Genomic DNA, 26,833 nt, shown 5'->3' with positions numbered 1-26,833 from the left:
CTCGGCCTCGATGCGGCAGGACGGGTCAACGGGGGGCGGGTCAACGGGTGAGGCCGGTGGCCAGGCTGGGGACGTCCAGCGGCAGGAAGCCGTAGTGCTTCAGCCAGCGCAGATCGGCGTCGAAGAAGGTGCGCAGGTCGGGGATGCCGTATTTCAGCATCGCCGGCCGCTCGATCCCCATGCCGAAGGCGAAGCCCTGGTAGCGGGTGGAATCGATGCCGCAGGCCTCCAGCACCTTGGGATGGACCATGCCGCAGCCCAGGATCTCGAGCCAGTCGCCGTAATTGCCGATCTTCAGCTCGCCGCCCTTGCGCGAGCAGCCGATATCGACCTCGGCCGACGGCTCGGTGAAGGGGAAGAAGCTGGGGCGGAAGCGGAGCGGCAGGTCGGGCACGTCGAAGAAGGTGCGGCAGAACTCGATCAGGCAGCCGCGCAGATGGCCCATATGGATGGCCTCGTCGATCACCAGCCCCTCGATCTGATGGAACATCGGGGTGTGGGTCTGGTCGTAGTCGGACCGGAAGGTCCGGCCCGGCACCACGACGCGGATCGGCGGCTTCTGAGACAGCATGGTGCGGACCTGCACCGGCGAGGTGTGGGTGCGCAGGACCGCCGCCTTCCCGTCCGGACGGTCCGGCAGGTAGAAGGTGTCGTGCATCTGCCGGGCGGGGTGTTCCGGCGGGATGTTCAGGGCGGTGAAGTTGTGCCAGTCGTCCTCGATGTCGGGCCCCTCGGCGACCGAGAAACCCATCTCGGCGAAGATCGCGACCATCTCGTCCCGGGTCTGGCTGATCGGGTGGATGCGGCCCGTCCGCTCCGGCCGCACCGGCAGTGAGATGTCCAGCCGCTCCCGCGCCAGCCGGGCGTCGAGCGCCGCCCGCTCCAGCACCGCTTTGCGCGCGTCGAGCGCCGCCGAGATCTCGTCCTTGACCACGTTCAACGCCGCGCCCGCGGCCTTGCGCGCCTCGGGGTCGAGGTCGCGCAGGCCGGCCATCAGCCCGGTCAGGCGGCCCTTCTTGCCCAGCGCCCCGACCCGGACCGCGTCCAGCGCCGCGAGGTCCTGGGCGGCGGCCACGGCGTCGGCCAGCTCCTGCTTCAGCGTCTCAACCTGTTCCATCGCCTGAATTCCCCGATGGGCATGCCGGCTATCCCGGCGGCCATATCACGGCCATGAAAAAAGGGGCCGAGCCTTTCGGCCCGACCCCCGCTTCTCTATCGCTATATCCTGTCCCGCCGGGGCGGGATCGGATCAAGCGGCGTTCTTCAGCGCGGCCTGGGCCTGATCGACCAAGGCCTTAAACGACTCCGGCTCGCGCGTGGCGATGTCGGACATGACCTTGCGGTCGATGTCGATGCCGGCCAGCTTGATGCCGTGCATGAACTTCGAATAGGTCAGCCCGTGCTCGCGGACACCGGCGTTGATGCGCTGGATCCACAGGCCGCGGAAATCGCGCTTCTTGTTGCGGCGATCCCGGTAGGCGTATTGCAGCGCCTTCTCGACCTTCTCGATCGCGACGCGATAGTTGGTCGAAGCGCGACCCCGATAGCCCTTGGCGAGCTTGAGGATCTTCTTGTGACGGGCGTGGCTGGTGACGCCGCGTGAAACTCTTGCCATTGCTTAGCGCTCCCCTGCTCAGCCGTTGACCAGGAAATAGCGCTTCACCTTCGTCGCGTCGGCGTCGCACATGATCTTGGTGCCCTGGTTCCGCTCCTTCGCTGCCTTGGTCTTGGTCAGCAGTCGGTGGCGGCGATAGGCCGAGTTGTAGCGGACCTTGCCGGAGGCGGTCAGCCGGAAGCGCTTCTTGGCGCTGGAGTGGGTCTTCATCTTGGGCATTTTCAGTCCTTCCGAGGGAAGACGATGGAAGGGTGGTTGGGCATGCCCCGGGGGTCGTACCCCGGCCTCGCCACCCCGAACGAAGCGCGCGTTATAACGGCACGGGCGCGCGTTGACAAGCACCGCATAAACTGGGCTAAGTCGCTGCCTTCCCGCAACCCACGAGACTCTGTCCAAGACTCTCTCTCAGCGAGCCTGTCCATGATTCCCGCCGTGATGCCGACCTATGCGCGTGCCGACCTCGCCTTCGAGCGGGGCGAAGGGGCGTATCTGTTCGGGACCGACGGGCGACGATACCTGGACCTGATCGCGGGAATCGGCGTGTGCGCGCTCGGCCACGGCCATCCGCATCTGGTCAAGGCGCTGCAGGACCAGGCCGCGAAGCTGTGGCACACCTCGAACCTGTACCGGATCCCGGAGGGCGAGCGCCTGGCCCAGCGGCTGGTCGACAGCACCTTCGCCGACACGGTGTTCTTCACCAATTCCGGCGCCGAGGCGTGGGAGGGCGCGACCAAGCTGGTGCGCAAATACCACTACACCCGCGGCAACCCGAAGCGCTGGCGGGTCATCACCGTCACCTCCAGCTTCCACGGCCGGACCCTGGCCGCGATCTCGGCCGCCAAGGGCGAGAAACTGATCAAGGGCTTCGGCCCGCTGGTCGACGGCTTCGACCAGGTGGCCTGGGGCAACATGAACGAGTTGCGCGCGGCGATCACCGACGAGACCGCGGCGATCTGCATCGAGCCGATCATCGGCGAGGGCGGCATCAAGGCCGCCACGCCGGAATATCTGCGCGAGCTGCGCCGCGTCTGCGACGAGTTCGGCCTGCTGCTGTTCTTCGACGAGATCCAGTGCGGCTACGGCCGCACCGGCAAGTTCTTCGCCCATGAATGGGCGGGGATCACGCCGGATGTGATGTGCATCGCCAAGGGCATCGGCGGCGGCTTCCCGCTCGGCGCCTTCATGGCGACCGAGGAGGCGGCCTGCGGCATGACCCCCGGCACCCACGGGTCGACCTATGCCGGCAACCCGCTGGCCATGGCGGTCGGCAACGCCGTGCTCGACATCGTCCTGGCCGACGGCTTCTTCGAGACGGTCGAGCGCACCGGCCAAGCCTTCAAGGCCGAGCTGGAGGCGCTGGTGAAGCGCCACCCGACGGTGCTGGAGGAGGTGCGCGGCAACGGGCTGATGCTGGGCCTGAAATGCGTGCAGCCGAGCGACCAGATCGTCCCCGAGCTGCGGGCCGCGGGCCTGCTGACCGTGGGCGCCGGCGAGAACGTCATCCGCATCCTGCCGCCGCTGACCATCGGCGCGGCCGAGATCGCCGAGGCGATCGCGGCCTTCGACAAGGTCTGCGGCGCGCGGGCGACATCGGGCAAGGCGGCGGCGAATGGCTGACATCCGGCACTTCACCGACCTGCACCATCTGTCCAAGGGCGACCTGCGGCAGATCATCGACCGGTCGCTCGACCTCAAGCGCACCGATCCGCGCGGCACCCGGTCGAAGCCGCTGGCCGGCCAGACCCTGGCGCTGATCTTCGAGAAGCCGTCGACCCGCACCCGCGTCTCCTTCGAGGTCGGCATGCGCCAGCTCGGCGGCGAGGTGGTGATGCTGACCGGGGCGGAGATCCAGCTGGGCCGCGGCGAGACCATCGCCGACACCGCCCGGGTGCTGTCACGCTATGTCGACGCCATCATGCTGCGGACCTCGGACGAGGACCGCCTGCGCGAGATGGCGGAGAACGCGACCGTCCCTGTCATCAACGGCCTGACCGACGAGACCCATCCCTGCCAGCTGATGGCCGATGTGATGACCTTCGAGGAGCTGCGCGGCCCGATCGCCGGCCGCGTCGCCGCCTGGAGCGGCGACGGCAACAACGTCGCCCGGTCCTGGATCCGCGCCGCCGCCATGTTCGATTTCGAGCTGCGCCTGGCCTGCCCGGACGAGCTGGCGCCGCCGGCCGACCTGATCCACTGGGCGCATCGCGAGGGGGCCCGGGTCTCGGTCGGCACCGATCCGGACACCACGGTGCGCGGCGCCGACCTCGTCGTCACCGACACCTGGGTGTCGATGGGCGACAAGGATGCCGCGTCGCGCCACAACCTGCTGCGGCCCTACCAGGTCGACGAGCGGCTGATGGCGCAGGCCAAGCCCGATGCGCTGTTCATGCACTGCCTGCCGGCCCATCGCGGCGAGGAGGTGACGGACGGCGTGATCGACGGGCTGCAATCGGTGGTCTGGGACGAGGCGGAGAACCGCCTGCACGCCCAGAAGGGCATCCTGCTGTGGTGTCTCGGAGCGTTGTGACCATGGTGGCCGACGATATCGTCCTCCCCTTCCAGATCGAGGCGTCGGGGCTGCGCGGCCGGCTGGTCCGGTTCGGCCCGCTGCTCGACGACATCCTCGGCCGCCACGCCTATCCCGAGCCGGTCGCCCATCTGCTGGCCGAGACCGTGGTGCTGACCGCGCTGCTGGCCAGCGCCCTGAAATACGAGGGCGTGTTCACCCTGCAGGCCAAGGGCGACGGGCCGGTGCGGCTGGTGGTGGCCGACGTCACCGCGGACGGCGCCGTCCGCGCCCATGCCGTGTTCGACGAAGCCCGGCTGGCCGAGGCCGAGGGCAGCACCACGGTGCCCGCCCTGATGGGCCGCGGCCACCTGGCCTTCACCGTCGACCAGGGTGCGGACACCGAGCGCTACCAGGGCATCGTCGACCTGTCCGGCGAGACGCTGTGGGAATGCGCCCAGCATTACTTCCGCCAGTCGGAGCAGTTGCAGGCGGGCCTGCGCTCAGCCGTGCGGCTGACCCCGCCAGAGGAAGGTCGAGGGGGCTGGCGCGGCGGCGGCATCATGCTGCAGCGCCTGCCCGACCCCGAGAAGGAGGTGCCGACCGACCGCGAGGACGATTGGCGCCGCTCCATGGTGCTGCTGGGCTCCGCCACCGATGACGAGCTGACCGAGCCGCAGCTGGCGGGCGAGGCGCTGCTGTACCGCCTGTTCAACGAGGACGGGGTGCGGGTCTTCGCCGCCCAGCCGATGCGCTTCTCGTGCCGCTGTTCGCGCGAACGGGTGACGGCGATGCTGTCCTCGCTGCCGCGGGCGGAGGTCGAGAGCCTGGCCGTCGACGGCCGGGTCGAGGTCGACTGCGAGTTCTGCAACACCCGCTACGTGTTCGACGAAGACCAGCTCGCGGCGCTGTACGCCGCCTGACCCGGCGGGAGGCCGGGTCCGCCCGGACACCCGCAGATGTTCCAGTCCCGGAGAGCCCCGATGCCCCATCTCACCCGACGCAGCCTGCTCGCCGGCGCCGCCCTGCTGCTCGCGGCCTGCAGCGGCCCGGCCGACCTGACGCCCTTGCAGCCGGTGAATTTCGCCGGGCGTGCGCCGATCCGGCTGAACGTCGCCCGGGTCGACACCGTCGACCAGTCCGCTGCGGGCGCGGCCGGCTTCGGTGCCACCCTGGCGCAGAGTCCGGCGGCGGCGATCCGCAACTGGGGCGCGGCGCGGCTGCAGGCGGCCGGGCGCGCCGGGACCGCCCGGCTGGTCATCCAGCAGGCCAGCCTGACGCAGGAGCGGCTGGCCACCCAGGGCGGCCTGACCTCGCTGTTCAACGACCAGCCGGCGCAGAAGCTGACCCTGCACTTGGTCGCCCGGCTCGAGATCGGCCCCGTGGGCACCTACACCGGCGGCTACACCGACGTGAAGGTCGAACGCTCGACCACCCTGACCGACGGGTCCAGCGCCGCCGACCAGGCCCAGGCGACGAGCGGCCTGGTGCGGGACGGCATGGATGATTTCGACCGCCAGTTCGAGGCCAACATCCGGCAGTATCTGGCGCCGCTGCTGCTGCCCTGACAGCCATTGGTACGACCGCGCGGCCGGGCCTCATCCGTCCGGCCGCTTTCCTTTTCGCCGTCGCCTATGGCACAAGGCATGAGGTGAAGCGTTCTTAGCGGCGTTCCAGGTTTCAGAAGAAGGCGTTCATGTCCGAGCCCGTCAAGGTTGCCGTCTTCCCCGTCGCGGGTCTTGGCACCCGGTCGCTGCCCGCCACCAAGGCGGTGCCCAAGGAAATGCTCTGCGTCGTCGACAAGCCGGTGCTGCAATACGCGGTCGAGGAGGCCAAGGCCGCCGGGATCGAGGAGTTCATCTTCGTCTCGAGCCGGGGCAAGACCGCGCTGGAGGACCATTTCGACCAGCACACCGAGCTCTATGCCAGCCTCGAGGCGCGCAACAAGACGGAGCAGCTGAAGGCGGCGCGGGATGCCGAGCTGCCGCCCGGCCAGTTCAGCTTCGTGCGACAGGCCCAGCCGCTCGGCCTCGGCCATGCCGTGTGGTGCGCCCGCCACCTGGTCGGCAACCGGCCCTTCGCGGTGCTGCTGCCGGACGAGATCTTCAAATGCAAGACCCCGCTGCTGGCGCAGATGGCCAAGGCCTATGCCAGCCATGGCGGCAACGTGATCGCGGTGCGCGAAGTGCCGAAGGCGCTGACCTCGCGCTACGGCATCCTCGCCATCGGCCAGGATGACGGCACCGTCGCCGAGGTCACCGGCCTGGTCGAGAAGCCGAAGCCGGAAGACGCACCGTCCGACCTCTCGGTCGTCGGCCGCTACATCCTGCAGCCCGAGGTGTTCGCCCATCTCGACCGGCAGGAGCGCGGCGCCGGCGGCGAGATCCAACTGACCGACGCGATGGCCCGGCTGATCGGCAACCAGCCCTTCCACGGCACCCGCTTCGAGGGCGACCGCTTCGACTGCGGCGACAAGGTCGGCTTCATCGCCGCCAATCTGGCCTACGGGCTCGATCGCGCGGATCTGTCGGCGGCGCTGCGCGAGGCGATCGCCCCCTATCTGCGATGATCGCGCCGGAATGATTTGGCCGGCTTGGGTCCGGCGGTCCGTCTGACACTGGAGTACATGGGCCCATGCGCATCGCCATGATCGGAAGCGGCTATGTCGGCCTCGTCTCCGGCGCCTGCTTCTCCGAATTCGGCCACGACGTCGTCTGCGTCGACAAGGATGCCGGCCGGATCGAGCGGCTGAAGCGCAACGAGATGCCGATCTACGAGCCCGGCCTCGACGCGCTGGTGGCGAAGAACGCGGCCGCCGGCCGGCTGTCCTTCACCACCGACCTGGCCGCCGCGGTCGACGGCGCCGACGCCGTGTTCATCGCCGTCGGCACGCCCAGCCGGCGCGGCGACGGCCATGCCGACCTGACTTATGTCTTCGCCGCGGCCGAGGAGATCGCGCGGGCCCTGACCGGCTACACCGTCGTGGTCACCAAATCGACGGTGCCGGTCGGCACCGGCCGCAAGGTCGCCGAGGTGATCCGCCAGACCCGGCCGGACGCCGATTTCGACGTCGCGTCGAACCCGGAATTCCTGCGCGAAGGCTCGGCGATCGGCGACTTCATGCTGCCCGACCGGGTGGTGATCGGCACCGAGGGCGAACGCGCCAAGAAGATCCTGTCCGACGTCTACCGGCCGCTGTACCTGATCGAACGGCCGATCGTGATCACGGCGGTGGAAACGGCGGAGCTGATCAAATATGCCGCCAACAGCTTCCTGGCGATGAAGGTCACCTTCATCAACGAGGTTGCCAATCTGTGCGAGCAGGTCGGCGCCAACGTGCATGACGTCGCCCGGTCGATCGGGCTGGACAAGCGCATCGGGCCGAAGTTCCTGCATCCCGGCCCGGGCTATGGCGGATCGTGCTTCCCCAAGGACACGCTGGCCTTCGTCCAGACCGCGCGCGAGGCCGGGGCGCCGCAGCACCTGATCGAGGCGGTGATCGAGGTCAACGAGGCCAGGAAGACGGAAATGGCCGATCGCGTGATCGCGGCCTTCGACGGCGATGTCGCCGGCAAGACCATCGCGGTGCTGGGCCTGGCCTTCAAGCAGAACACCGACGACATGCGCGATTCCCCCAGCCTGACCGTGGTGCCGGCGCTCCAGCAGGCCGGGGCCCGGATCCGGGCCTACGACCCGGCGGCGATGACCGAGGCGCGCAAGCTGCTGACCGACATCGACTACGCCACTGGCGCCTATGAGGCGCTGCGCGGCGCCGACGGCGCGGTGATGCTGACCGAATGGAACGAGTTCCGCGCCCTCGACCCCGCCCGTATGCGCCAGCTGCTGACCGGCCCGGTGTTCGTCGACCTGCGCAACGTCTACAAGCCGGCCGACATGACCGAGGCCGGCTTCCGCTATCACAGCATCGGCCGCCCGGTCCCCGGCTCCGCCGGCTGACCTGGCCAACAAGACCCGTCCTCAAGGAACGCGCCCGCATGACCCACAGCTTCCACCCCACCGTCCTTCGCGAGTACGACATCCGCGGGGTCATCGGCAAAACCCTCAACGCCGCCGACTATCGCGCGGTGGGATCCGCCTTCGGCACCATGGTCAAGGGCAAGGGTGGCCGGCAGGTGGTGGTCGGCTATGACGGAAGGCTGAGCTCGGTCGAGCTGGAGGCGGCGCTGGTCGAGGGGCTGGCTTCGACCGGGCTGGAGGTGGTGCGGGTCGGCCTGGGCCCGACGCCGATGCTGTACTTCGCGCAGAAGCATCTCGACGCCGATGCCGGGGTGATGGTCACCGGGTCGCACAACCCGCCGGACTACAACGGCATCAAGATGGTGGTGCGCGGCGGCCCGGTCTATGGCGACCAGATCCTGGAGATCGGCCGCATCGCCGCCGCCGGCACCCTGGCCAAGGGCGAGGGCCGCGTCAGCAACGTCGACCTGCAGGACCTCTATGTCGAGCGCATGCTGCGCGACTATGACGGCACCCGCGACCTGACGGTGGTGTGGGACAACGGCAACGGCGCCGCCGGCGAGATCCTGCGCCGGCTGACCAGGAAGCTGCCGGGCAAGCACATCCTGCTGTTCGACGACATCGACGGCCATTTCCCCAACCACCATCCGGACCCGACCATCCCGGACAACCTGGTGGCGTTGCAGGCCAAGGTGGCCGAGACCAAGGCCGACATGGGCATCGCCTTCGACGGCGACGCCGACCGCATCGGTGCCATCGACGGCAACGGCCGGATCATCCCGGGCGACATGCTGGTGGCGATCTATGCCATCGACGTGCTGCCGCGCCATCCCGGCGGCGTCGTCATCGCTGACGTCAAGACCAGCAAGACGGTGTTCGACGCCATCGCCAAGCTGGGCGGCACACCGCTGATGTGGAAGACCGGCCATTCCCTGATCAAGGCGAAGATGGCCGAGACCAAATCGCCGCTGGCCGGCGAGATGTCGGGCCACATCTTCTTCGCCGACAGATGGTACGGCTTCGACGACGCGCTGTATTGCGGCCTGCGCCTGGTGGCCCAGGTCAGCCGCAGCGGCGGCACGCTGGCGGCGCTGCGCGACACCTTCCCCAGCACGGTGTCGACCCCCGAGGTCCGCTTCCAGATCGACGAGACCAGGAAGTTCGCGGTGATCGACGAGGTGATGGCCCGGCTGCGCCAGTCCGGCGCCGACGTCAACGACATCGACGGCGCCCGGGTGACCACGGCGGATGGCTGGTGGCTGCTGCGCGCCTCGAACACCCAGGACGTGCTGGTGGCCCGGGCCGAGAGCGGCGACGGGGCCGGTCTGGAGCGGCTGAAGGCCCAGATCGTCGACCAGCTGAAGGCCAGCGGCCTGGCCGAACCGAGCTTCACCGACTCGGCGCATCACTGAGGGATGAGGGGGCTCTCCCCTTTTCTGTCATTGCCCGGCTTGACCGGGCAATCCAGGGGCCGCCAAAACTGCTCTCGATGGCCCCTGGATCCTCGGGTCAAGCCCGAGGATGACAGAGGGAGCAATGCGGTTCCCTACCCTGGAAGACCCCGGAGCCGCGCCATCGCCAGCACATCGGCATAGGCGCCGTCGCGATAGCCGTAGGCGCGCAGCCGACCCTCCTCGACGAAGCCGGATTTGCGGTACAACGCCAGGGCCGGCGCGTTGTCGGCCCACACCGTCAGCTCCAGCCGCTTGAGGTCCAGCCAGTTGTCGGCGGCGTCGATCAGCGCCGCCATCAGGGCGGTGCCGATGCCCTGGCCCTGCCAGCCGTCATGCACGCCCATGCCGATCCCGGCGGCGTGCCGGCGGCGGCCCCGCCCGCAGGTCAGGTCGGTCAGCCCGACCACCTGGCCCTCGGCCTCGGCCGCGATGTAGAGGTCGCCCGGCGACCGGTCCTCGAGCCATTTGCGGACGGCGTCGCGGGATTCATAGGGCGGCCGCAGCGTGCCCCAGCGAAAGCCCGGCTGGGCCTGCATCTCGGCGACGTCAGGCCAGTCTTCGGTGTGCAGCGCCCGCAGGGTGAAGCCGGGCGCGGCGGTCACGCCTCCTCCTCGCCCCGGGCGATGGCCACGGCACGGCGGGCGCGGGCGGTGATCGCCGCCCAGTCGCCCGCTGCCATCTCCGACTTGCCGGCCAGCCAGGTGCCGCCGACCACCGCCACGTTCGGCAGGGCCAAGTAGGTGCGCAGGTTGGATTCGCGGACGCCGCCGGTCGGGCAGAAGCGCATGCCGCCGAACGGGCCGGCCAGGGCCGCCAGCGCCGACTGGCCGCCATAGATCTCGGCCGGGAAGAACTTCAGGACGCCATAGCCCAGATCCCGCGCGGCCATGATCTCCGACGGCGTCACCGCGCCGGGCAGGAAGGGATAGCCCTCCGCCGCGCGCGCCAGCTCCGGCGTCAGGCCCGGGCTGACCCCGAACACCGCGCCGGCCTTGCGCGAGGCCTCGAGGTCGGCCGGCGACAGCACCGTGCCGGCCCCGACCACGGCGCCGGGGACCTGCGCCATCGCGGCGATGACCTCGAGCGCCACCTTGGTGCGCAGCGTCACCTCCAGCACCGGCAGGCCGCCTTCGACCAGGGCACGGGCCAGCGGTATCGCCGCCTCCACCGTCTCGACGGTCAGCACGGGGATGATCGGGGCGCGGGCGATGATGGCGTCGATGGTCATGGCGGATCTCGGGTCAATCAGCGGGTCATTCGGTTGCGCCGCACCTTAGCAAATTGCAGCGCCCGGAGGAGAGTCATCCGCCCGGAGCGGCGATGAAACGCTGTCGCGTGGCCTTTCCGGCTTGCTGGACCATTTCACCACACCCATTCCCGGTCGTCATTGCGAGGAGGCGAAGCCGACGAAGCAATCCATGGCGCCGGTTCGAGCCGCCCGATGATTGCTTCGCTGCGCTCGCAATGACGGTGTTGGGAATTCCGAAAACGATCTCGTCAGGCCGCCGGCCCGCGCGCGAAATCCGGCATGGCGTCGCGCGGCACGATGGCGCCGCGATGGCCGATCACCACCGCGGCCAGGCGGTGGCCGCGCCCCGCCGCCGCCGCCGGATCCAGCCCGGCGAAGCGGCCGGCGAGGTAGCCGGCGTTGAAGCTGTCGCCCGCGGCGGTGGTGTCGACCGGGGTCACCCGCACCGGCACCGGCACCGTCGTCTCCGCCCCGTCCGCGGCGATGTGGCAGCCCTCGGCCCCGCTCTTCACCACGATCTCGCCGACGCCCCAGCCGCGCAGCCGGGCGATGGTGGCCTGCGGGTCGGCGTCGCCGAACAGCGCCTGTTCGTCGTCGAAGGTCGGCAGGGCGTGGGTCGCCAGCCGCAGGAAGCGTTCGAACACCGCCTGCGCCCGGGCCTTGTCCGGCCAGCCGCGCGGCCGGTAGTTGCCGTCGAAGGCGATGCGCGCGCCCTTCGCCCTGGCCGCCGCCAGCGCGGCGTGGAAGGCGTCGCGGCCGCGGTCGCTGTACAGCGACAGGGTGATGCCGGAGAAGTAGAGCAGGTCGTAGCCCAGCAGCCGCTCGACCAGTTCGGGCGACCCCGGCAGCTCGAACAGCTCGCGCGCCGGCGCCCGGTCGCGCCAGTAGTGGAAGCTGCGCTCGCCGCGGTCGTCGGTGCGGATCATGTAGAGGCCGGGCACCCGGCCGGGCAGGCGCGGCACCAGGCCGGTGCCCACCTCTTCCGCCTGCCAGCGCGCCAGCATCTCGTCGCTGTAGGGGTCGTCGCCCAGCGCGGTGGCATAGTCGACCGCGACGCCCTGGCGGGCGAGATAGACCGCGGTGTTCAGCGTGTCGCCGCCGCTGGCGAGCTGGGCATCGCCCCCGGACTTCACCGCAATCTCGATCATGCACTCGCCGATCGACGCTACACGCATGGCACCACACCCTTCCCGGCTCACCGCCGGTCCAATCAAGGTGTCGGCGCGTCGTCGCGAATCAAGTTTTCCGATTTCAGATCCGACCACAGCCCGGCGGGGATCGGGTAGCGGAAATTCTCGACGTTGCGCACCACCTGGTCGGGCGACAGCGCCCCGGGGATGACCGAGGCTACGATCGGATGGCCCAGCGGGAACTGCAGCGCCGCCGCGGCCAGCGGCACGCCATGCGCGGCACAGACCCGCTCGATCCGGCGGCAGCGCTCCAGCTCCTCCGCCGTCGCGTCGCGGTAATTGTACTTGGCGCCGGCGACCGGACCGGTGGCGAGCAGGCCGGAGGCGAAGACGCCGCCGATGACGATGCCGGCACCGTGGCGCTGGCACATCGGGAACTCCTCGGCCAGCGGCGCCTGGTCCATCAGCGTGTAGGGCATCGCCACCAGGAAGGCGTCGAGATCGGCGGCGTCGAGCAGCCGCGGGATCATGCCGTTGACGTTGATGCCGGCGCCGACCGCGCCGATGACGCCCGAGGATTTCAGCTGCTCCAGCGCCCGCCAGCCCGATGACGACAGCTGGTCGAGATGGGCCCGCACCCGGCCTTCGGTGGCGTGGTGCGGCAGGTCGAGGTCATGGATCAGCAGCAGGTCGATCCGCGGCAGGGTCAGCCGCATCCAGATCTGCTCCATCGCCCGCATGATGCCGTCATAGCCGTAGTCGAAGACGACGTCGAAGGGCAGCCCGCCGGCCCATTTGTCGGAATGGTAGCTCTCGGGATGCGGTGAGGGCCGCAGCCAGCGCCCGACCTTGGTCGAGACCCTGAACTCACCGCGCTTCTGGCCGTGCAGGAAGCTGCCCAGCCGGTGCTCGGCCAGGCCGAGCCCGTACCAGGGGGCGGTGTCGAAATAGCGGATGCCGGCATCCCAGGCCGCCTGCAGCGTGGCCTGGGCCTGGGGTTCCGGCACCTTGACGAAGAGTTCGCCGAGCGCCGCACTGCCGAAGCCGAGCGTGGTCACGGCGACATCGGTCCGGCCCAGGCGGCGGGTCTCGAACGGCATCGGCGAACTCTCCCTGTCAGTCCTCGGAGGTCACTGTTGGTCGGCGCCGGAGGCCTTGACGATCGGCGCCCATTTCGCGAGTTCGAGCACCACATGCTTGGCCAGCTCGTCGGCGGAGGAGCCGACCACGGTGGCGCTGAGATCGGCCAGGCGCGGCTGCAGGCCTGGGTCCTTAACCGCCTTGACCGCCGCGGCGTTCAGCCGGTCGACCACCGCCTGGGGCGTGCCGGCCGGGGCGAACAGGGCGTTCCAGGTGTAGGTCTCGTAGCCCGGCACCCCCGCCTCCTCCATCGTCGGCAGGTCGGGGAAGCTGGGGGAGCGGGTCTTGGTGGTGACCGCCAGGGCCCGCAGCGTGCCCGCCTTGATGAACTGGGTCGAGGACGGCAGGTTGTCGAACATGATCGGCACCTGGCCCGCCACCACATCGTTCAGCGCCGGCCCGGCGCCGCGATAGGGCACATGCACCATGTCGACGCCGGCCAGGGCCTTGAACAGCTCGCCCGACAGATGCAGCGGGGTGCCGATGCCGGAGGAGGCGTAGCTATATTCGCCCGGCTTGGATTTCAGCAGCGCGATCAGCTCCTGCACCGACTTGACCGGCAGCTCGGGGTTGACCTCGAGCACGTTGGGCACCAGCACCAGCAGCGAGATCGGCGCGAAGCTCTTCACCGGATCATAAGGCATGTCCTTCATGATCGCGGGGTTCAGCGCGTGGGTCGCGATGGTGCCCATCAGGATGGTGTAGCCGTCGGGATCGGAGGTCGCGACGGCGGCGGCGCCGATGTTGCCGCCCGCCCCGGCCTTGTTCTCGACGATCACGGTCTGGCCGAGATCCTCGGTCATCTTCTCGGCGATGATGCGGGCCACCAGGTCGGTCGACCCGCCGGCGGCGAACGGCACCACCATGGTGATCGGCCGCGACGGATAGTCGGCGGCCGACGCCGTCCCGGCCGGAAGCGCGACGCAGGCCGCCAGCCCCGCCAGCAGGATGGTTCGTCGAATCAGGCCGTGCGGCATGGTCATGGTTCCCCCCTCTTTGATCCGATGGCTGGTGCGCGGTTCTTGTCGTTCGGACGCCGCATCCTGGCGGCGGCGTCCGGTCCCGGCGATTGTCGCGGAGGATGGCGGCGCTGACAACCCGCGCCGCGGCCGCTATCAGGCCGGCGCGTCGGCGGCGATCGCGACGGCCGGGCTGGCGGCCTCGAGCTCGCGGGCGCTCTGGTTCATGATGAACTGCATCGCCTTGCGCGCCGCCTTGGCGTCACCCGCCGCGATGCCCTCATAGACCGCGCGGTGGTCGCCCACCGCCAGCGGGAAGGCCCGGTTGTGCCGCGCCTGGGCCTGGAAGCTCATGGTCAGCAGCGGCCCGAGGATGGTGCTGAGCCGGTCGATCAAGACGTTGCGGCTGGCGGCGAACACGGCGAGGTGGAAGCGGACATCGGCGCTGTAGAAGGCGCGCGGGTCCTCGCCCGCCTTCTCCATCTCGTCCAGCGCCTCCAGGATCACGGCGCGGTCCTCGGGCTGCGACCGGCGGGCCGCCAGCTCCGCCGCCGCCGGCTCGATCGCCCAGCGCAGCTCGACCAGGTCGCGGCGGAAGCTCGGGATCAGCGCCTCGGGCGAATGCCAGCCGAGGATGTCGGGGTCCAGCAGGTTCCAGGATTCACGCGGCCGCACCCGGGTGCCGGAGCGGCGGCGCGGTTCCACCAGCCCCTTGGCCGCCAGCACCTTCACCGCCTCGCGGATCGCCGAACGGCTGGCCCCGTAGGTCTCGGCCAGCTCGCCTTCGCTGGGCAGCGTATCACCCGGCGGGATCTTGCCGGAGACGATCCGGGCTCCGATGTCGTGGACGACGCGGCCATGCAGGCCGGCGGAGGGGTATCCGTTTTTCTTCATGCCGCGGTCGTCGACCTTCTTTGGATCCTGGGCCATTGTCGCCGTTTTCTCCCGCGTTGCAATGATTTGACAAAAAAAGGGGGTGTCAGCGCCCCCCCGACACGTCGATGGTGGTCGCGGTCATGTAGGAGGCGGCGTCGGACAGCAGGAACAGCGCCGCCTCGGCGATCTCCTCCGGCCGGCCGATGCGGCCGAGCGGGATGGTCGGCGCGATTACGCCCAGCACCGACTTGCCGCCGTCATGGCCGTCATTGATGTCGGTGTCGGTCAGGCCCGGGCGCAGCCCGACGACGCGGATGCCGTCGGCCGCCACCTCACGCGCCAGGCCGGTGGTCAGGGAGTCGATGGCGCCCTTGGACGAGGCGTAGGCCACCTCCCCCGCCAGCCCGCCATGGCGCGCCGCGACCGAGGAGATGTTGATGATCACCCCGCCCGGGCCGCCCCGGCGCCGCGACATCCGCCGGATCGCCTCGCGGCTGCAGTGGAACACGCCGAAGACGTTGGTGGCGTAGAGCGCAACCAGGGCCTGCGGGTCGTCCAGCGCCTCGACCCGAGCCACCGGGCCGATGATTCCGGCGTTGTTGACCAGCGACGTGACCGGCCCCAGCACCTGGTCGATCTCGGCGAACATGGCGGTGACCGCGGCGCTGTCGCCGATGTCGGCGGCGAAGGCGGCCGCCTCGCCGCCCGCCGCCGCGATCTCCGCCACCAGCGCTTCGGCCGGCGCGCGCGACCGGCTGTAGTTGACCGCGACGCGCCAGCCGCGGGCGGCGCCCAGCCGGGCGATCGCGGCGCCGATGCCGCGCCCCGCGCCGGTGACGAGCAGCACTCCTGCCATGGCGTCCTCCTCTTGTCCGACGAATGAAGGTAGCAGAGGATGAGGGTCCTACCAATGGAGTGTGATGTGGCCACCCCGCCGAATGCGGCCGATCTCCTGGCCGCCAACCGCCTGCGGCCCGGCGCCTTCGCCGGCCTGCCGCAGGGCCTGCGCCCGGCCGACGCCGCCGCCGGCCGCCGCCTGCAGGATGCGGTGCACCAGCGCCTGTCCGCCGCCGGGCTGGGGCCGCGGGTCGGCTGGAAGATCGGCTGCACCACCCCGGTGATGCAGCGCTTCCTCGGCATCCCCGAACCCTGCGAGGGCGGCATCTTCCAGGCCAATGTCCAGCCGAGCCCCGGGCGCTTTGCGGCAGCGGCGCATCACCGCCTCGGGGTGGAGTGCGAGATCGCGGTGCGGATCGGCCGTGACCTGCCGCCCGGCCCCCATGACCGCGCCAGCGTGGCGGCGGTGGTGGAGGCGGTGCTGCCGGCGATCGAGGTGGTGGACGACCGCTATGCCGATTTCGCCGCACTGGGCGCCCCGACCCTGCTGGCCGACGATTTCTTCCAGGCCGGCTGCGTGCTGGGCGCCCCGGTGGCGGATTGGCGCGGCCTGGACCTGGCCGCCCTGTCCGGCCGCATGCTGGTCGACGGCGTCGAGGTCGGGCGCGGCCATGGGCGGGACGTGCTGGGCCATCCGCTGGCGGCACTGGCCTGGCTGGCCACCACGCTGGGCACCCGCGGCCGGGGCCTGATGGCAGGCGAGACCGTGCTGCTGGGCAGCCTGGTGCAGACCCAATGGATCGGGCCGGGCGCCCATGTGGCGATCGAGATCGAGGCGCTGGGCCGGGTCGAGATGACGGCCTGAGCGTTCGCGCTGGACTTTCCGTCCCGCCCGCCGTCGAGTCATGGAGGTGCCGAGACAGAACCAACGGGAGGCTGCCGCCATGGAGGCCGATCGGATCTTCCAGGGACCCATCCCTGCCTTGTACGACCAGCATCTGGGACCGATGATCTTTGCGCCCTATGCCAGCGATCTGGCATCCCGGCTGACAGGCCTGCGGCGCGGCCGCGTGCTGGAGACGGCCGCCGGAACCGGCATCGTCACGCGGGCGCTGCTCTCCGCCCTGCCGGATGAGGTTTCCATCGATGCGACGGACATCAATCAGGCGATGCTCGACCGGGCATCGGGCCTGATCTCGTCGCCACGGGTGACGTGGCGTCAGGCGGATGCCCAATCCCTGCCGTTCCCGGACGGGATGTTCGACGCCGTGGTGTGCCAGTTCGGCGCGATGTTCTTTCCCGACAAGGTCCAGGCGTTCTCCGAAGCGCATCGCGTCCTGAAGCCGGGGGGACGCTTCCTGCTCAACGTCTGGGACCGGATCGAGGCCAACGAGTTCGCCGATGTGGTGGTGAGATCGGTCGCACGCCTGTTCCCCGACGACCCGCCGATGTTCCTGGCCCGCACGCCGCACGGCTTCCACGACGTCGCGGCCCTGGAAGTCCAGCTGCGAGCCGCGGGGTTCGGGTCGGTGACATCAGACACGGTCACGCGGCAAAGCTCGGCGCCGGATGCGCTGTTCGCCGCCATCGGATACTGCCAGGGCTCGCCGATGCGGAAGGAGATCGAGGACCGCGCCGCCGGCCGGCTGGCGGAAGCGACCGAAGCCGCAGCCGCCGCGATTGCCGCCCGCTTCGGCCCCGGCCCCGTCGTCGGGCAGATCCAGGCCCATGTGATCACCGCCGGGCGATGAGATCCCGGCGGCTCAACCGTGATCCAGGCGCCCGTCACCGCCCCAGGCACGCCGCGGCGCAGGCGTCGAGGATGGCGTCGGCGTCGAGGCCGTACTTCTTGTAGAGCTGCGGGATGGTGCCGGACTGGCCGAAATGCTCGACCCCCAGCGGCTTGACCCGGTGGCCGTGCACGCCGCCCAGCCAGGACAGCGTCGCGGGATGGCCGTCCAGCACCGTGACCAGCGCCGCGTCGGGCGCCAGCGGCGCCAGCAGCCGGCGGGCCAGGCAGGGTTCGACCGGATGGCCGGCGCGCACCGCCGCCAGCTCGGCATGCCAGCCGGCGTTCAGCCGGTCGGCCGAGGTCACCGCCAGCAGGCCGGCGCCGGGGATGTCCTCCAGGATCTGGTCGAAGGCGGCGATCGCGTCCGGCGCCACCGCGCCGGTGTAGACGATGGCGAGCGAGGCGCCCGGCGCCGGCTCGCGCAACCAGTAGCCGCCGGCGATGATCGCCTGGCGCAGCACGTCGGTCATCTCGCGCTTGGGCTGCTCCAGCGGCCGGGTCGACAGCCGGAGATAGACCGAGCCGCCGTCATGGTCGCGCACCCAGTCGGCGGCCTTGTCGGACTCCGCCGGCTCGGGCGACCGCTGCATGTACTCGAAGCCCCAGGCCATCACCGCCGCCAGTTCGTCGACATAGGCCGGCTCGAAGCTGGCCAGGCCGTCCTGCGCCATGCCGATCAGCGGCGTGCCGATCGACTGGTGCGCCCCGCCTTCCGGCGCCAGGGTCAGGCCGGACGGCGTCGCCACCAGCATGAAGCGCGCGTCCTGGTAGCAGGCGTAGTTCAGGGCATCGAGGCCGCGGGCGATGAACGGGTCGTACAGGGTGCCGACCGGCAGCAGCCTTTCGCCGAACAGCGAATGGGTCAGGCCCAGCGCCGCGAGATTGATGAACAGGTTGTTCTCGGCGATGCCCAGCTCGACATGCTGGCCGTCCGCCGACATGCCCCAGCGCTGGGCCGAGACCACCTTCTGCTCCTTGAACACATCGGCACGGCCGTGGCGGTCGAAGATGCCGCGCCGGTTCACCCAGCCGCCGAGATTGGTCGAGACCGTGACGTCGGGCGAGGTGGTGACCACGCGTTCGCCCAGCCTGTCCTCGCGCTTGGCGAGGTCGCCCATGATCCGGCCGAAGCCCTCCTGGGTCGACGCGGTCTCGGCCGGGGTGAAGTCGAGGTCGCGCGGCACCGCGATCCGCGCCGCCCGGTAGCGCCGACGCCCCTCCGCCGTGAACGGCACGGCGCCGAGGAAGGCCCGCAGCTCGTCCGCCAGGTCGTCGATGCCGGCGAAGGGCTCCCACTCGCGGCCCTCGGGCACGCCCTGGCTGGCCTGGAACGCGGCCATCTGGTCCGGGTTCATCAGCCCGGAATGATTGTCCTTGTGCCCGGCGAAGGGCAGGCCGAAGCCCTTGATGGTGTAGGCGATGAACACCGTCGGCACGTCGTCGGTGATGCCGTGGAATCCCGCCAGCACCGCTTCCATGTCGTGGCCGGCCAGGTTGGTCATCAGCGCCGCCAGCGCCGCATCGTCATGGTCGGCCAGCAGCTCCGGAATGCCCGTCTCGCCGCCGATGTCGGCCAGCAGCTGGCGCCGCCAGGCCGCGCCGCCCTGGTAGACCAAAGCGGAGTAGAGCGGGTTCGGGCATTCGTCGATCCAGCGCTGCAGCGCCTTGCCGCCGGGGCGCTTGAACGCGGCCTCCAGCAGACGGCCGTATTTCAGCGACACCACCCGCCAGCCCATGTTCTCGAACAGCTTGTCGATGCGGGTGAACAGCCGGTCGGTGACGATCGAATCCAGGCTCTGGCGGTTGTAGTCGATCACCCACCAGACATTGCGGACATCGTGCTTCCAGCCCTCGAGCAGGGCCTCGTAGATGTTGCCCTCGTCGAGCTCGGCGTCGCCCATCAGGGCGATCATGCGGCCGCCGGCCTTGGCCCCGCGGCCCCAGTCCTTCAGCGCCACGTAGTCCTGCGCGATCGAGGCGAACAGCGTCATGGCGACGCCGAGCCCGACCGAGCCGGTGGAGAAGTCGACATCGTCGACATCCTTGGTGCGCGAGGGGTAGGACTGCGCCCCGCCGAGCGATCGGAACTGTTCCAGCTTGTCCTGCGTTTGGTTGCCGAGCAGGTATTGGATGGCGTGGAACACCGGGCTGGCATGCGGCTTCACCGCCACACGGTCATGCGGCCGCAGCACGTCGAGATAGAGCGCGGTCATCACCGTGACCAGCGAGGCGGAGGAGGCCTGGTGACCACCCACCTTGAGCCCGTCCGGGCTGGGCCGGAGATGATTGGCGTTGTGGATCGTCCAGGCCGAAAGCCAGAGGATCTTCTTCTCCAGCGCCTTGAGCAGGCGCAGCCTGTCGGCTGCCGCCGACGCCGCGCCGTCCGTCTCGATGCGGGCGTCCCGCGCCCTGCGACCAACCGTCCCCATCGCCCGCAATCCTCGTCCTGCCGCGGTTTTGACTCTATCTATGGAGCACATCAGTGAACCGGACGCAACGCGACCCGACGGCCCCAATCGCGACGCTTGCCGACGGAATCCCACCCGATGATCGTGGGTTGGGGTAGAAGGGGCCGACATTCGAAAGCGGAGACGGAGGAGCCCAATGTCTCTCGTCGAAGCGGCCATTGCCGCGAACCGGTTCGGCTTCGGCGCCCGGCCCGGCGACCTCGACACCATCGCCCCCAATCCCAAGGGCTGGCTGCAGGCGCAGATCAAGCAGCCCGCCGCCCCGGCCGGTGACATGCCGCTGACCCGGGCCGGCGTGGCCCTGCTGAGCGCGATCCAGTCGGCGCCGGCCATGGCGACGCAGAGTCCGCAGCAGAAGGAGGCGTTCGCTCTGCGCGACCGCGACCGCGTCGCCCACATCCAGGCGGCGATCGCCAGCGACACCCCGTTCCGCGAGCGGCTGGTCAAGTTCTGGACCAACCACTTCACCGTGTCCTACGCCCAGAACTATGTGATGCCCTTCGCCGGCGCCTATGAGGCCGAGGCGATCCGGCCCAACGTCACCGGCCGCTTCCGCGACCTGCTGGGCGCCGTGGTCCACCATCCCGCCATGCTGTACTACCTCGACAACGCCCGGTCGATCGGGCCGAATTCGAAGCAGGGGGCGAAGGCCGACATCGGGGTGAACGAGAATCTCGGCCGCGAGCTGATGGAGTTGCACACCCTGGGCGTCGACGGCGGCTACACCCAGGCGGATGTCCACAGCCTGGCCCTGATCCTGACCGGCTGGTCGGTGGGCGGCACCCGGGACCCCGCCGGCACGACCTTCATCTACCGCCCCTTCGGGCATGAGCCGGGGCCGAAGACCTTCCTCGGCAAGACCTACGCCCAGGGCGACCAGGCGGAGGGCGAAGCCGCGCTGGACACGCTGGCGGCCCATCCCTCGACCGCCAAGCACATCGCCACCCAGCTGGTGCGCCACTTCATCGCCGACGACCCGCCGCCGGCCGCGGTGGACCGGCTGGCGAAGACGTTCCAGGACAGCGGCGGCGACCTGGCCGCGGTGTCCCAGGCGCTGATCGATTCGCCCGAGGCCTGGACGCCGGACCGGCGCAAATACAAGGCGCCGCTCGACCTGGTGGCCTCGGCCTTGCGCGGCCTCGGCGTCGAGACCGCCGACCTGAACACCGTGAACTGGCTGCGCCGGCTGGGGCAGCTGGTCTACAACGCCCCGTCGCCGGAGGGCTGGCCCGACCGCGAGGCCGACTGGCTGGCGCCGGAGCTGATGATGCAGCGGATCGAATGGGGCTACCTGTCGATCCCGCGCAACGTCGCCGACCAGCCGCCCGTGCCCTTCGCCGAGGCGGTGCTGGGCCCGACCCTGTCCGACAAGACCCGGTCCGCGCTGAGCGCCGCGCCCAGCGCCCGCGAGGGCATCGCGCTCGCCCTGCTCAGCCCGGAATTCCAGAGGAGGTGAGAGCATGATCCTCACCCGACGCCATCTGCTCGGCGGCCTGGCCGCCACCGCCGCCGCCACGACGCTGCCCGCCAGGCTGCTGCTGGCCAAGGCGCCAATCGAGCAGCGCTTCGTCCTGATCATCCTGCGCGGCGCGCTGGACGGCCTGGCCGCGGTGCCGCCCTATGGCGACCCGGACTACCGCACGCTGCACGGGGCGCTGGCCCCGCCCGACCCCGCCAAGGACGGCGGCATGGTCGATCTCGACGGCCATTTCGCCCTGCATCCGGGGCTGGCGCCGCTGAAGCAGTGGTACACGGAAGGCAGCCTGCTGCCGCTGCATGCCGTGGCCTCGCCCTATCGCGACCGGTCGCATTTCGATGGGCAGGACCTGCTGGAGACCGGCGCCGCCAAGCTGGACGGCACCCGCGACGGCTGGCTGAACCGCACGCTGGGGCTGATCGGCGCCACCGACCGACGCTTCGGCATCGCCTTCGCCGAGGAGATCCCGCTGGTGCTGCGCGGGTCGACCGCCGTCACCTCCTGGCTGCCGGACCGGCCCTCGGGCCTGCCCCCGGGCTTCCCGGACCTGGTCTCCAACCTCTACGACAAGGACCCGGCGCTGCACGCCGCCTATGTCGCCGGGCTGGACACCACCGCCTTCGGCAAGCAGATGCAGGACATGGCCCAGGGGGGCGCCAATGCCCGAGGCGCCGGGGGCGATGCCGCGCTGGCCCAGGCCGCGGGCAAGTTCCTGGCCGACCCCGCCGGGTCGCGCATCGCGGTGATGGAGCTGTATGGCTGGGACACCCATGTGCTGCAGGTGAAGCGGCTGAACGAGCTGCTGGCCAGCTACGCCGCCACGCTGCAGGCCCTGCGCACCGGGCTGGGTCCCGCCTGGAAGCAGACCACGATCCTGACCGTGACCGAATTCGGCCGCACCGCCGCGGCCAACGGCTCCGGCGGCACCGACCACGGCACCGGCTCGATCGCGCTCTTGGCCGGCGGCGCGGTGCATGGCGGCCGGGTGCTGGCCGACTGGCCCGGCCTGTCCAAGGACAAGCTGTACCAGGCCCGCGACCTGGCCCCGACCACGGATCTGCGTGCCGTGGTCAAGGGCGTGTTCCGCGACCATCTCGGCCTGCCGGAGGACGCGCTGAACCGCGTCGTCTTCCCCGGCAGCACCGAGGCGGCGGCGATGCACGATCTGGTGAAGAAGGCCTGACGGGAACCCGTCAGGCCGGCAGTGCTCTACTCGTCGAGCTTCTGCAGCCCGATGGTGGCGAGCAGGACGCTGCCGTCATTGGTCAGCGCCCAGCCGCCGCCCGCCGGCGCGATCAGCCCGCGCGACTGCAGCGACCGGCACAGGCGGTCGTCGACCGCGCCGCCGCTGTTGATGCGGCCCAGCGCGTCGCGCTCATCGGCCGCCAGGTCTTCGGGTCGCAGTTGCGGCATGGTCGTCCTCCCAGCAGGAATGTCCCCGGCGGCCGGCCGGGTCCGCCGCGGCGAACCCGGCCAGCCTGACCCTCAGGCCGCGGCCTTGCGCAGGCCCCGGTTGACCGCCCCGGCCACCGCCTTGAGCGAGGCCATGACGATGTTGCTGTCGATGCCGACGCCGAACAGGGTCTTGCCGCCGATCTGCGCCTCGACATAGGTCGCGGCGCTGGAGTCGGACCCGCTGCGCAGTGCGTGCTCGCGGTAGTCGGCGATGTCGACATCGATGTCGATCTCGCGCTTCAGCGCGTCGACGAAGGCGTTGAGCGGGCCGTTGCCCTCGCCCCGGATGGTCTTCTCCACCCCGTCGATCCTGACCTGCGCCTCGATGTGGCGCTCGCCGCGGCCGGTCGGCAGCGTGGTGTGGCCGATCACCTCGACCCGGCCGGGCACGAGGTATTCCTGCTCGAACTCATGCCAGATCACCTTGGACGAGATCTCCTTGCCGGTCTCGTCGGCCAGTTTCTGGATCACCTGGCTGAACTCGACCTGCAGCTTGCGCGGCAGGTCCAGCCCGTGATCGGTCAGGAGGAGATAGGCGACGCCGCCCTTGCCCGACTGGCTGTTGACCCGGATCACCGCCTCGTAGCTGCAGCCGATGTCCTGCGGGTCGATCGGCAGATACGGCACCTCCCACAACCCGCTGTTGCTCTTCTCCATAGCCGCGAAGCCCTTCTTGATCGCGTCCTGGTGCGAGCCGGAGAAGGCGGTGAACACCAGCTCGCCGCCATAGGGGTGGCGCGGATGCACCGGCAGCTGGTTGCAGTATTCGACGGTGCGGACGATGTCGCCGACATCGTGGAGGTCGAGCTCCGGGTTCACGCCCTGGGTGAACATGTTCAGCCCCAGGGTGACGATGTCGACATTGCCGGTGCGCTCGCCATTGCCGAACAGCGTGCCCTCGACCCGGTCGGCGCCGGCCATCAGGGCCAGCTCGGTCGCGGCGATGCCGGTGCCGCGGTCGTTGTGCGGATGGACCGACAGCACGAAGCTGTCGCGCCGGGCGAAGTTGCGGTGGCACCACTCGATCTGGTCGGCATAGACGTTCGGCGTCGCCATCTCGACCGTCGCCGGCAGGTTGAGGATGGCCTTGTGCTGCGGCGTCGGCTGCCAGGCGTCGAGCACCGCGCCGCAGATGTCGCGGGCGTAGTCGAGCTCGGTGCCGGTGAAGCTCTCGGGCGAGTACTGGAACACGATCTCGGTCTCCGGCACCGTCGGCACCAGCTCCTTGATCAGCTTGGTGCCCCGCACCGCGATCTCGGTGATGCCGTCGCGGTCGAGGCCGAACACGACGCGGCGCTGCAGGGTCGAGGTCGAGTTATAGAGATGGACGATCGCCCGCTTCGCTCCACGGATCGCATCGAAGGTGCGGCGGATCAGCTCTTCCCGCGACTGGGTCAGCACCTGGACGGTGACGCCGTCGGGGATCAGGTCGTTGTCGATGAGGTGGCGGACGAAGTCGAAATCGGTCTGCGAGGCGGCGGGGAAGCCGACCTCGATCTCCTTGAAGCCCAGGCGGACCAGCAGGTCCCACATGCGCTGCTTGCGGTCGGTCCCCATCGGCTCGATCAGCGCCTGGTTGCCGTCGCGGAGATCGACCGAGCACCAGATCGGAGCGCGGTCGATGACCCGGTTCGGCCATTGCCGGTCGTGCAGCGCGACGGTCTGCACCGGGCGGTATTTGTCGATTGGCATCACGGACATCGGAGGTCTCTCTCGCACCGGCCGGAGGACGGCCGGAAATAGCAGGATAGGACGGAATGACGACGGGCGCATGACATGGATGCGCCAAGGGGCCGCGGGGCGCGCGATGCGCCGCTCAGCGGCCGGTGATAAGTCGCAGCGTGGACCGGATGGTGTGGGAAACGGCCGGTCGAAAAGGTCGGGCGGGGGTCATGGTGAGGATCCGGACAGAGGTCGCAAAGGCTTCGGCACGACGCCCCTTGGGGCGTCGGTCAGATAAGTCGAAGCGTGCGACGGTGGATCACCATGCCTCCACCTAAGGGGCGGGCGGGTTCTCTGTCAACTGAATCCGTGGGTCGGTCAGCCGGTCGAAGAAGCTCACGATGGTCGGGCCGGTGCCGTCCGGCCAGCCATGGGCATAGGGCCGGCTGCGGTTGAAGGTCGAGGGCAGGTCGCAGAACACCACGGGGTCGGAGATGGCGCGCGCCCCCCAGCGCTTGCAGCGGAAGGTGGCGCTGGCGTCGACCGGGTTGGGCTGCAGCCGGTTCTGGGCGATGCGCTTGTCGCGCTCGATGATGCCCTGGCTGTAGGCCACCATGTTGTCCTTGGGATTGTGCAGCAGGATCGCCGCGATCTCGCCGCGGCAGGGCCGCACGCTGCCGATGCCGCCGGCGACCACGGCGGTGGCGCGGAACACCCCGGTGCGGGCGCAGGACAGGTCATTGACGAAGCTGCCGCCCATCGAATGGCCGGCGGCGAAGATCTGGGTCTGGTCGACGCACAGCGTCGCCTTCAGCCGGGCCAGCAGGGTGTCGACATAGGCCATGTCGCGGTCGGCCTTGCCGCCCCAGCCGGATTGGGCCTGGGGGTAGACCACCACCGCCGGGCGGGCGGCCGGGCCCTCCAGGTCGAAATAGGTACGCACCTTCTCCGCCGTGCCGGTGCGGCCGTGGAAGGCCACGATCAGCCGGTAGGGGTGCGATTTGTCGTAGCCGGGCGGCAGGTCGACGATGTAGCGCCAGGACGCGCCCTGGAACTTCAGCGTCTGCGTGCCCGCCGCCGCCGGGATGCCGCAGCCGCTGGTGGGCTGCGGCGGCACATCGGCCACGGCGGCCTGCTGGCTGCCCGGCCGGCCGGTGCCGCCGGGGGCGGCGCAGGCGGCGAGGACGAACATCAGGGAGAGGACGGCCAGCCGGCCGAGGCGAAGAAAGGGCGGCATGGCGGTCACTTCTCGAGCAGCCGGGGCATCAGTTCGACGAAATTGCAGGGCCGGAACCGGTTGTCGAGCTGGTCCTTCAGGATCAGGTCCCAGGCGTCGCGGCAGGCCGAGGGCGATCCCGGCAGCGCGAACAGGTAGGTGCCGCCGGCGACCCCGGCGGTCGCCCGGCTCTGGATCGTCGAGGGGCCGATCTTGTCGTAGGACAGCCAGCGGAACAGCTCGCCGAAGCCCGGGATGTGCTTTTCATAGACCGCATGGAAGGCCTCGGGCGTGACGTCGCGGCCGGTGACGCCGGTGCCGCCGGTGGCGATCACGGCGTCGATCTCGGGGTCGGCGATCCAGGTCCGCAGCTGCGCCTCGATCCCGGCCTGGTCGTCCCGGACGATCAGCCGGGAATGGACCCGGTGGCCGGCGCCGGTGACCCGCTCCACCAGCGTGTCGCCGGACTTGTCGTCGGCGGGCGTCCGCGTGTCCGACACGGTCAGGACCGCGATGTTGACGGCGATGAATGGACGAGTCTCGTCGATCCGGCCCGGCATGCGCCCCCCTGTCCCTGGGTCGAAGGAAGCGGCCAAGCTAGCCGAGACGATCCGGCAGGAAAAGCAAAACAGGCTGGCCCATGGGAGAGGCCGTCTACCCCCTCACCCCGGGGAGAGGGCAAAGCCCTCTTCCCCCTTCACCGTCATTGCGAGCGCAGCGAAGCAATCCATCGGGCAGCCCATGCGGCGCCATGGATTGCTTCGTCGGCCTCGCCTCCTCGCAATTGTCTGTTGGAAAGAGGGTAGAAAGGATCATTCCGCGAGAGCGGGATGCCCCGGTCCGGGTGGCCACCCGGACCGGGGCGCGGAAAGACAGACCGCCTCGCAATCGGGCTCGACGCCCGTCGTCATCCGGGTCGTCTTTCCGCTTCCCTGGCCACGCTTGATGAGTTGAAGGGGCCTCTTCGTCCCACCGGCGAACGCCCGCAGACAATCACAAGCTGCTGGAGGATACCCCCT

The 26,833-nt window shown here is 70.0% G+C and carries 26 protein-coding genes; 11 read left to right on the top strand and 15 right to left on the bottom strand.

The features are described 5' to 3' along the window. Positions 1-40: 40 nt before the first annotated feature. The 3 genes from pheS to rpmI form a co-directional block, all read right to left on the bottom strand. The gene (gene pheS / locus AB4112_RS00130) at positions 41-1,117 is read right to left on the bottom strand and encodes a phenylalanine--tRNA ligase subunit alpha (RefSeq protein WP_441716471.1); all 1,077 of its coding nucleotides are present in this window, start codon (positions 1,115-1,117) and stop codon (positions 41-43) included. A 132-nt stretch (positions 1,118-1,249) separates the two neighbouring features. After that, positions 1,250-1,615, bottom strand: coding sequence for a 50S ribosomal protein L20 (rplT, locus tag AB4112_RS00125; RefSeq protein WP_309797710.1), 366 nt, complete (start codon positions 1,613-1,615; stop codon positions 1,250-1,252). A gap of 18 nt (positions 1,616-1,633) precedes the next feature. Next, entirely contained in the window at positions 1,634-1,834 is a 201-nt protein-coding gene (gene rpmI, locus AB4112_RS00120; protein ID WP_309797712.1) for a 50S ribosomal protein L35, read from the bottom strand. Between the two features lie 201 nt (positions 1,835-2,035). Between rpmI and AB4112_RS00115 the strand changes: the two genes are divergently transcribed. From AB4112_RS00115 to pgmG, 7 genes are all read left to right on the top strand, one after another. Further along, positions 2,036-3,232 carry an aspartate aminotransferase family protein gene (locus tag AB4112_RS00115; RefSeq protein ID WP_309797714.1) on the top strand — a complete coding sequence of 399 codons (1,197 nt, stop codon included), beginning with the start codon at positions 2,036-2,038 and terminating at the stop codon, positions 3,230-3,232. Beyond that, positions 3,225-4,142, top strand: coding sequence for an ornithine carbamoyltransferase (argF, locus tag AB4112_RS00110; RefSeq protein WP_309797715.1), 918 nt, complete (start codon positions 3,225-3,227; stop codon positions 4,140-4,142). The genes AB4112_RS00115 and argF overlap by 8 nt, the downstream gene beginning before the upstream one ends. Before the next feature lie 2 nt (positions 4,143-4,144). Continuing rightward, entirely contained in the window at positions 4,145-5,044 is a 900-nt protein-coding gene (locus AB4112_RS00105) for an Hsp33 family molecular chaperone HslO (RefSeq protein WP_441716468.1), read from the top strand. Between the two features lie 60 nt (positions 5,045-5,104). Then, positions 5,105-5,689 carry a hypothetical protein gene (locus AB4112_RS00100; RefSeq protein ID WP_309797720.1) on the top strand — a complete coding sequence of 195 codons (585 nt, stop codon included), beginning with the start codon at positions 5,105-5,107 and terminating at the stop codon, positions 5,687-5,689. 128 nt (positions 5,690-5,817) lie between these two features. Next, entirely contained in the window at positions 5,818-6,690 is an 873-nt protein-coding gene (locus tag AB4112_RS00095; RefSeq protein WP_309797722.1) for a UTP--glucose-1-phosphate uridylyltransferase, read from the top strand. Between the two features lie 65 nt (positions 6,691-6,755). Further along, positions 6,756-8,078 (top strand): UDP-glucose dehydrogenase family protein, encoded by a 1,323-nt coding sequence (locus AB4112_RS00090; RefSeq protein WP_309797724.1) that lies wholly within the window; start codon positions 6,756-6,758, stop codon positions 8,076-8,078. A 38-nt stretch (positions 8,079-8,116) separates the two neighbouring features. Then, positions 8,117-9,511, top strand: coding sequence for a phosphoglucomutase/phosphomannomutase PgmG (gene pgmG / locus AB4112_RS00085; RefSeq protein WP_441716465.1), 1,395 nt, complete (start codon positions 8,117-8,119; stop codon positions 9,509-9,511). A 134-nt stretch (positions 9,512-9,645) separates the two neighbouring features. On the opposite strand, the gene AB4112_RS00080 is transcribed toward pgmG, so the two are convergent. The 7 genes from AB4112_RS00080 to AB4112_RS00050 all read right to left on the bottom strand — a co-directional run bounded on the left by AB4112_RS00080 (position 9,646) and on the right by AB4112_RS00050 (position 15,763). Further along, on the bottom strand, positions 9,646-10,155 hold the full coding sequence (locus tag AB4112_RS00080) for a GNAT family N-acetyltransferase (protein ID WP_309797728.1): 510 nt from the start codon (positions 10,153-10,155) through the stop codon (positions 9,646-9,648). Then, entirely contained in the window at positions 10,152-10,781 is a 630-nt protein-coding gene (eda, locus tag AB4112_RS00075; protein WP_309797730.1) for a bifunctional 4-hydroxy-2-oxoglutarate aldolase/2-dehydro-3-deoxy-phosphogluconate aldolase, read from the bottom strand. The genes AB4112_RS00080 and eda overlap by 4 nt, the downstream gene beginning before the upstream one ends. 269 nt (positions 10,782-11,050) lie before the next feature. After that, the gene (locus AB4112_RS00070; RefSeq protein ID WP_441716462.1) at positions 11,051-11,977 is read right to left on the bottom strand and encodes a sugar kinase; all 927 of its coding nucleotides are present in this window, start codon (positions 11,975-11,977) and stop codon (positions 11,051-11,053) included. Positions 11,978-12,012: 35 nt separating this feature from the next. Next, positions 12,013-13,032: an aldo/keto reductase gene (locus AB4112_RS00065; RefSeq protein ID WP_441716461.1), complete on the bottom strand. Its 1,020-nt coding sequence runs from the start codon at positions 13,030-13,032 to the stop codon at positions 12,013-12,015. 30 nt (positions 13,033-13,062) lie between these two features. Beyond that, positions 13,063-14,055 carry a Bug family tripartite tricarboxylate transporter substrate binding protein gene (locus tag AB4112_RS00060; RefSeq protein ID WP_309797736.1) on the bottom strand — a complete coding sequence of 331 codons (993 nt, stop codon included), beginning with the start codon at positions 14,053-14,055 and terminating at the stop codon, positions 13,063-13,065. A 132-nt stretch (positions 14,056-14,187) separates the two neighbouring features. Beyond that, positions 14,188-14,961, bottom strand: a complete 774-nt coding sequence (locus AB4112_RS00055) for a FadR/GntR family transcriptional regulator (protein WP_309797738.1) — start codon at positions 14,959-14,961, stop codon at positions 14,188-14,190. 49 nt (positions 14,962-15,010) lie between these two features. Further along, positions 15,011-15,763: an SDR family oxidoreductase gene (locus AB4112_RS00050; RefSeq protein ID WP_309797740.1), complete on the bottom strand. Its 753-nt coding sequence runs from the start codon at positions 15,761-15,763 to the stop codon at positions 15,011-15,013. Positions 15,764-15,829: 66 nt separating this feature from the next. Here AB4112_RS00050 and AB4112_RS00045 point away from each other — a divergent pair, with 66 nt between their 5' ends. After that, a complete protein-coding gene (locus AB4112_RS00045) occupies positions 15,830-16,609 on the top strand; it encodes a 2-keto-4-pentenoate hydratase (RefSeq protein ID WP_309797741.1) in 780 nt (259 codons plus the stop codon). 79 nt (positions 16,610-16,688) lie between these two features. Then, positions 16,689-17,495 carry a class I SAM-dependent methyltransferase gene (locus AB4112_RS00040; protein ID WP_309797743.1) on the top strand — a complete coding sequence of 269 codons (807 nt, stop codon included), beginning with the start codon at positions 16,689-16,691 and terminating at the stop codon, positions 17,493-17,495. Positions 17,496-17,529: 34 nt separating this feature from the next. On the opposite strand, the gene AB4112_RS00035 is transcribed toward AB4112_RS00040, so the two are convergent. Beyond that, positions 17,530-19,965: a transketolase gene (locus AB4112_RS00035; RefSeq protein ID WP_441716458.1), complete on the bottom strand. Its 2,436-nt coding sequence runs from the start codon at positions 19,963-19,965 to the stop codon at positions 17,530-17,532. A 175-nt stretch (positions 19,966-20,140) separates the two neighbouring features. On the opposite strand from AB4112_RS00035, the gene AB4112_RS00030 reads away from it, so the two are divergent. Continuing rightward, positions 20,141-21,460, top strand: a complete 1,320-nt coding sequence (locus AB4112_RS00030; protein WP_309797747.1) for a DUF1800 domain-containing protein — start codon at positions 20,141-20,143, stop codon at positions 21,458-21,460. A 4-nt stretch (positions 21,461-21,464) separates the two neighbouring features. Further along, positions 21,465-22,664 (top strand): DUF1501 domain-containing protein, encoded by a 1,200-nt coding sequence (locus AB4112_RS00025; protein ID WP_309797749.1) that lies wholly within the window; start codon positions 21,465-21,467, stop codon positions 22,662-22,664. A 26-nt stretch (positions 22,665-22,690) separates the two neighbouring features. Here AB4112_RS00025 and AB4112_RS00020 read toward each other — a convergent pair whose 3' ends face one another. The 4 genes from AB4112_RS00020 to moaB form a co-directional block, all read right to left on the bottom strand. Beyond that, positions 22,691-22,894, bottom strand: coding sequence for a hypothetical protein (locus AB4112_RS00020; protein ID WP_309797751.1), 204 nt, complete (start codon positions 22,892-22,894; stop codon positions 22,691-22,693). A 72-nt stretch (positions 22,895-22,966) separates the two neighbouring features. After that, positions 22,967-24,637 (bottom strand): 2-isopropylmalate synthase, encoded by a 1,671-nt coding sequence (gene leuA, locus AB4112_RS00015; RefSeq protein ID WP_309797753.1) that lies wholly within the window; start codon positions 24,635-24,637, stop codon positions 22,967-22,969. Positions 24,638-24,932: 295 nt separating this feature from the next. Then, positions 24,933-25,835, bottom strand: a complete 903-nt coding sequence (locus tag AB4112_RS00010) for an alpha/beta hydrolase family esterase (RefSeq protein ID WP_309797754.1) — start codon at positions 25,833-25,835, stop codon at positions 24,933-24,935. Positions 25,836-25,840: 5 nt separating this feature from the next. After that, the gene (gene moaB, locus AB4112_RS00005) at positions 25,841-26,374 is read right to left on the bottom strand and encodes a molybdenum cofactor biosynthesis protein B (RefSeq protein ID WP_441716455.1); all 534 of its coding nucleotides are present in this window, start codon (positions 26,372-26,374) and stop codon (positions 25,841-25,843) included. Between the last annotated feature and the right edge of the window lie 459 nt (positions 26,375-26,833).

Origin of the sequence: Inquilinus sp. 2KB_23, assembly GCF_052115705.1 — a bacterium.
In the GTDB taxonomy this organism is placed as follows: Bacteria; Pseudomonadota; Alphaproteobacteria; order DSM-16000; family Inquilinaceae; genus Inquilinus; species Inquilinus ginsengisoli_A.
This window is presented reverse-complemented; position numbering and strand designations above follow the sequence as displayed.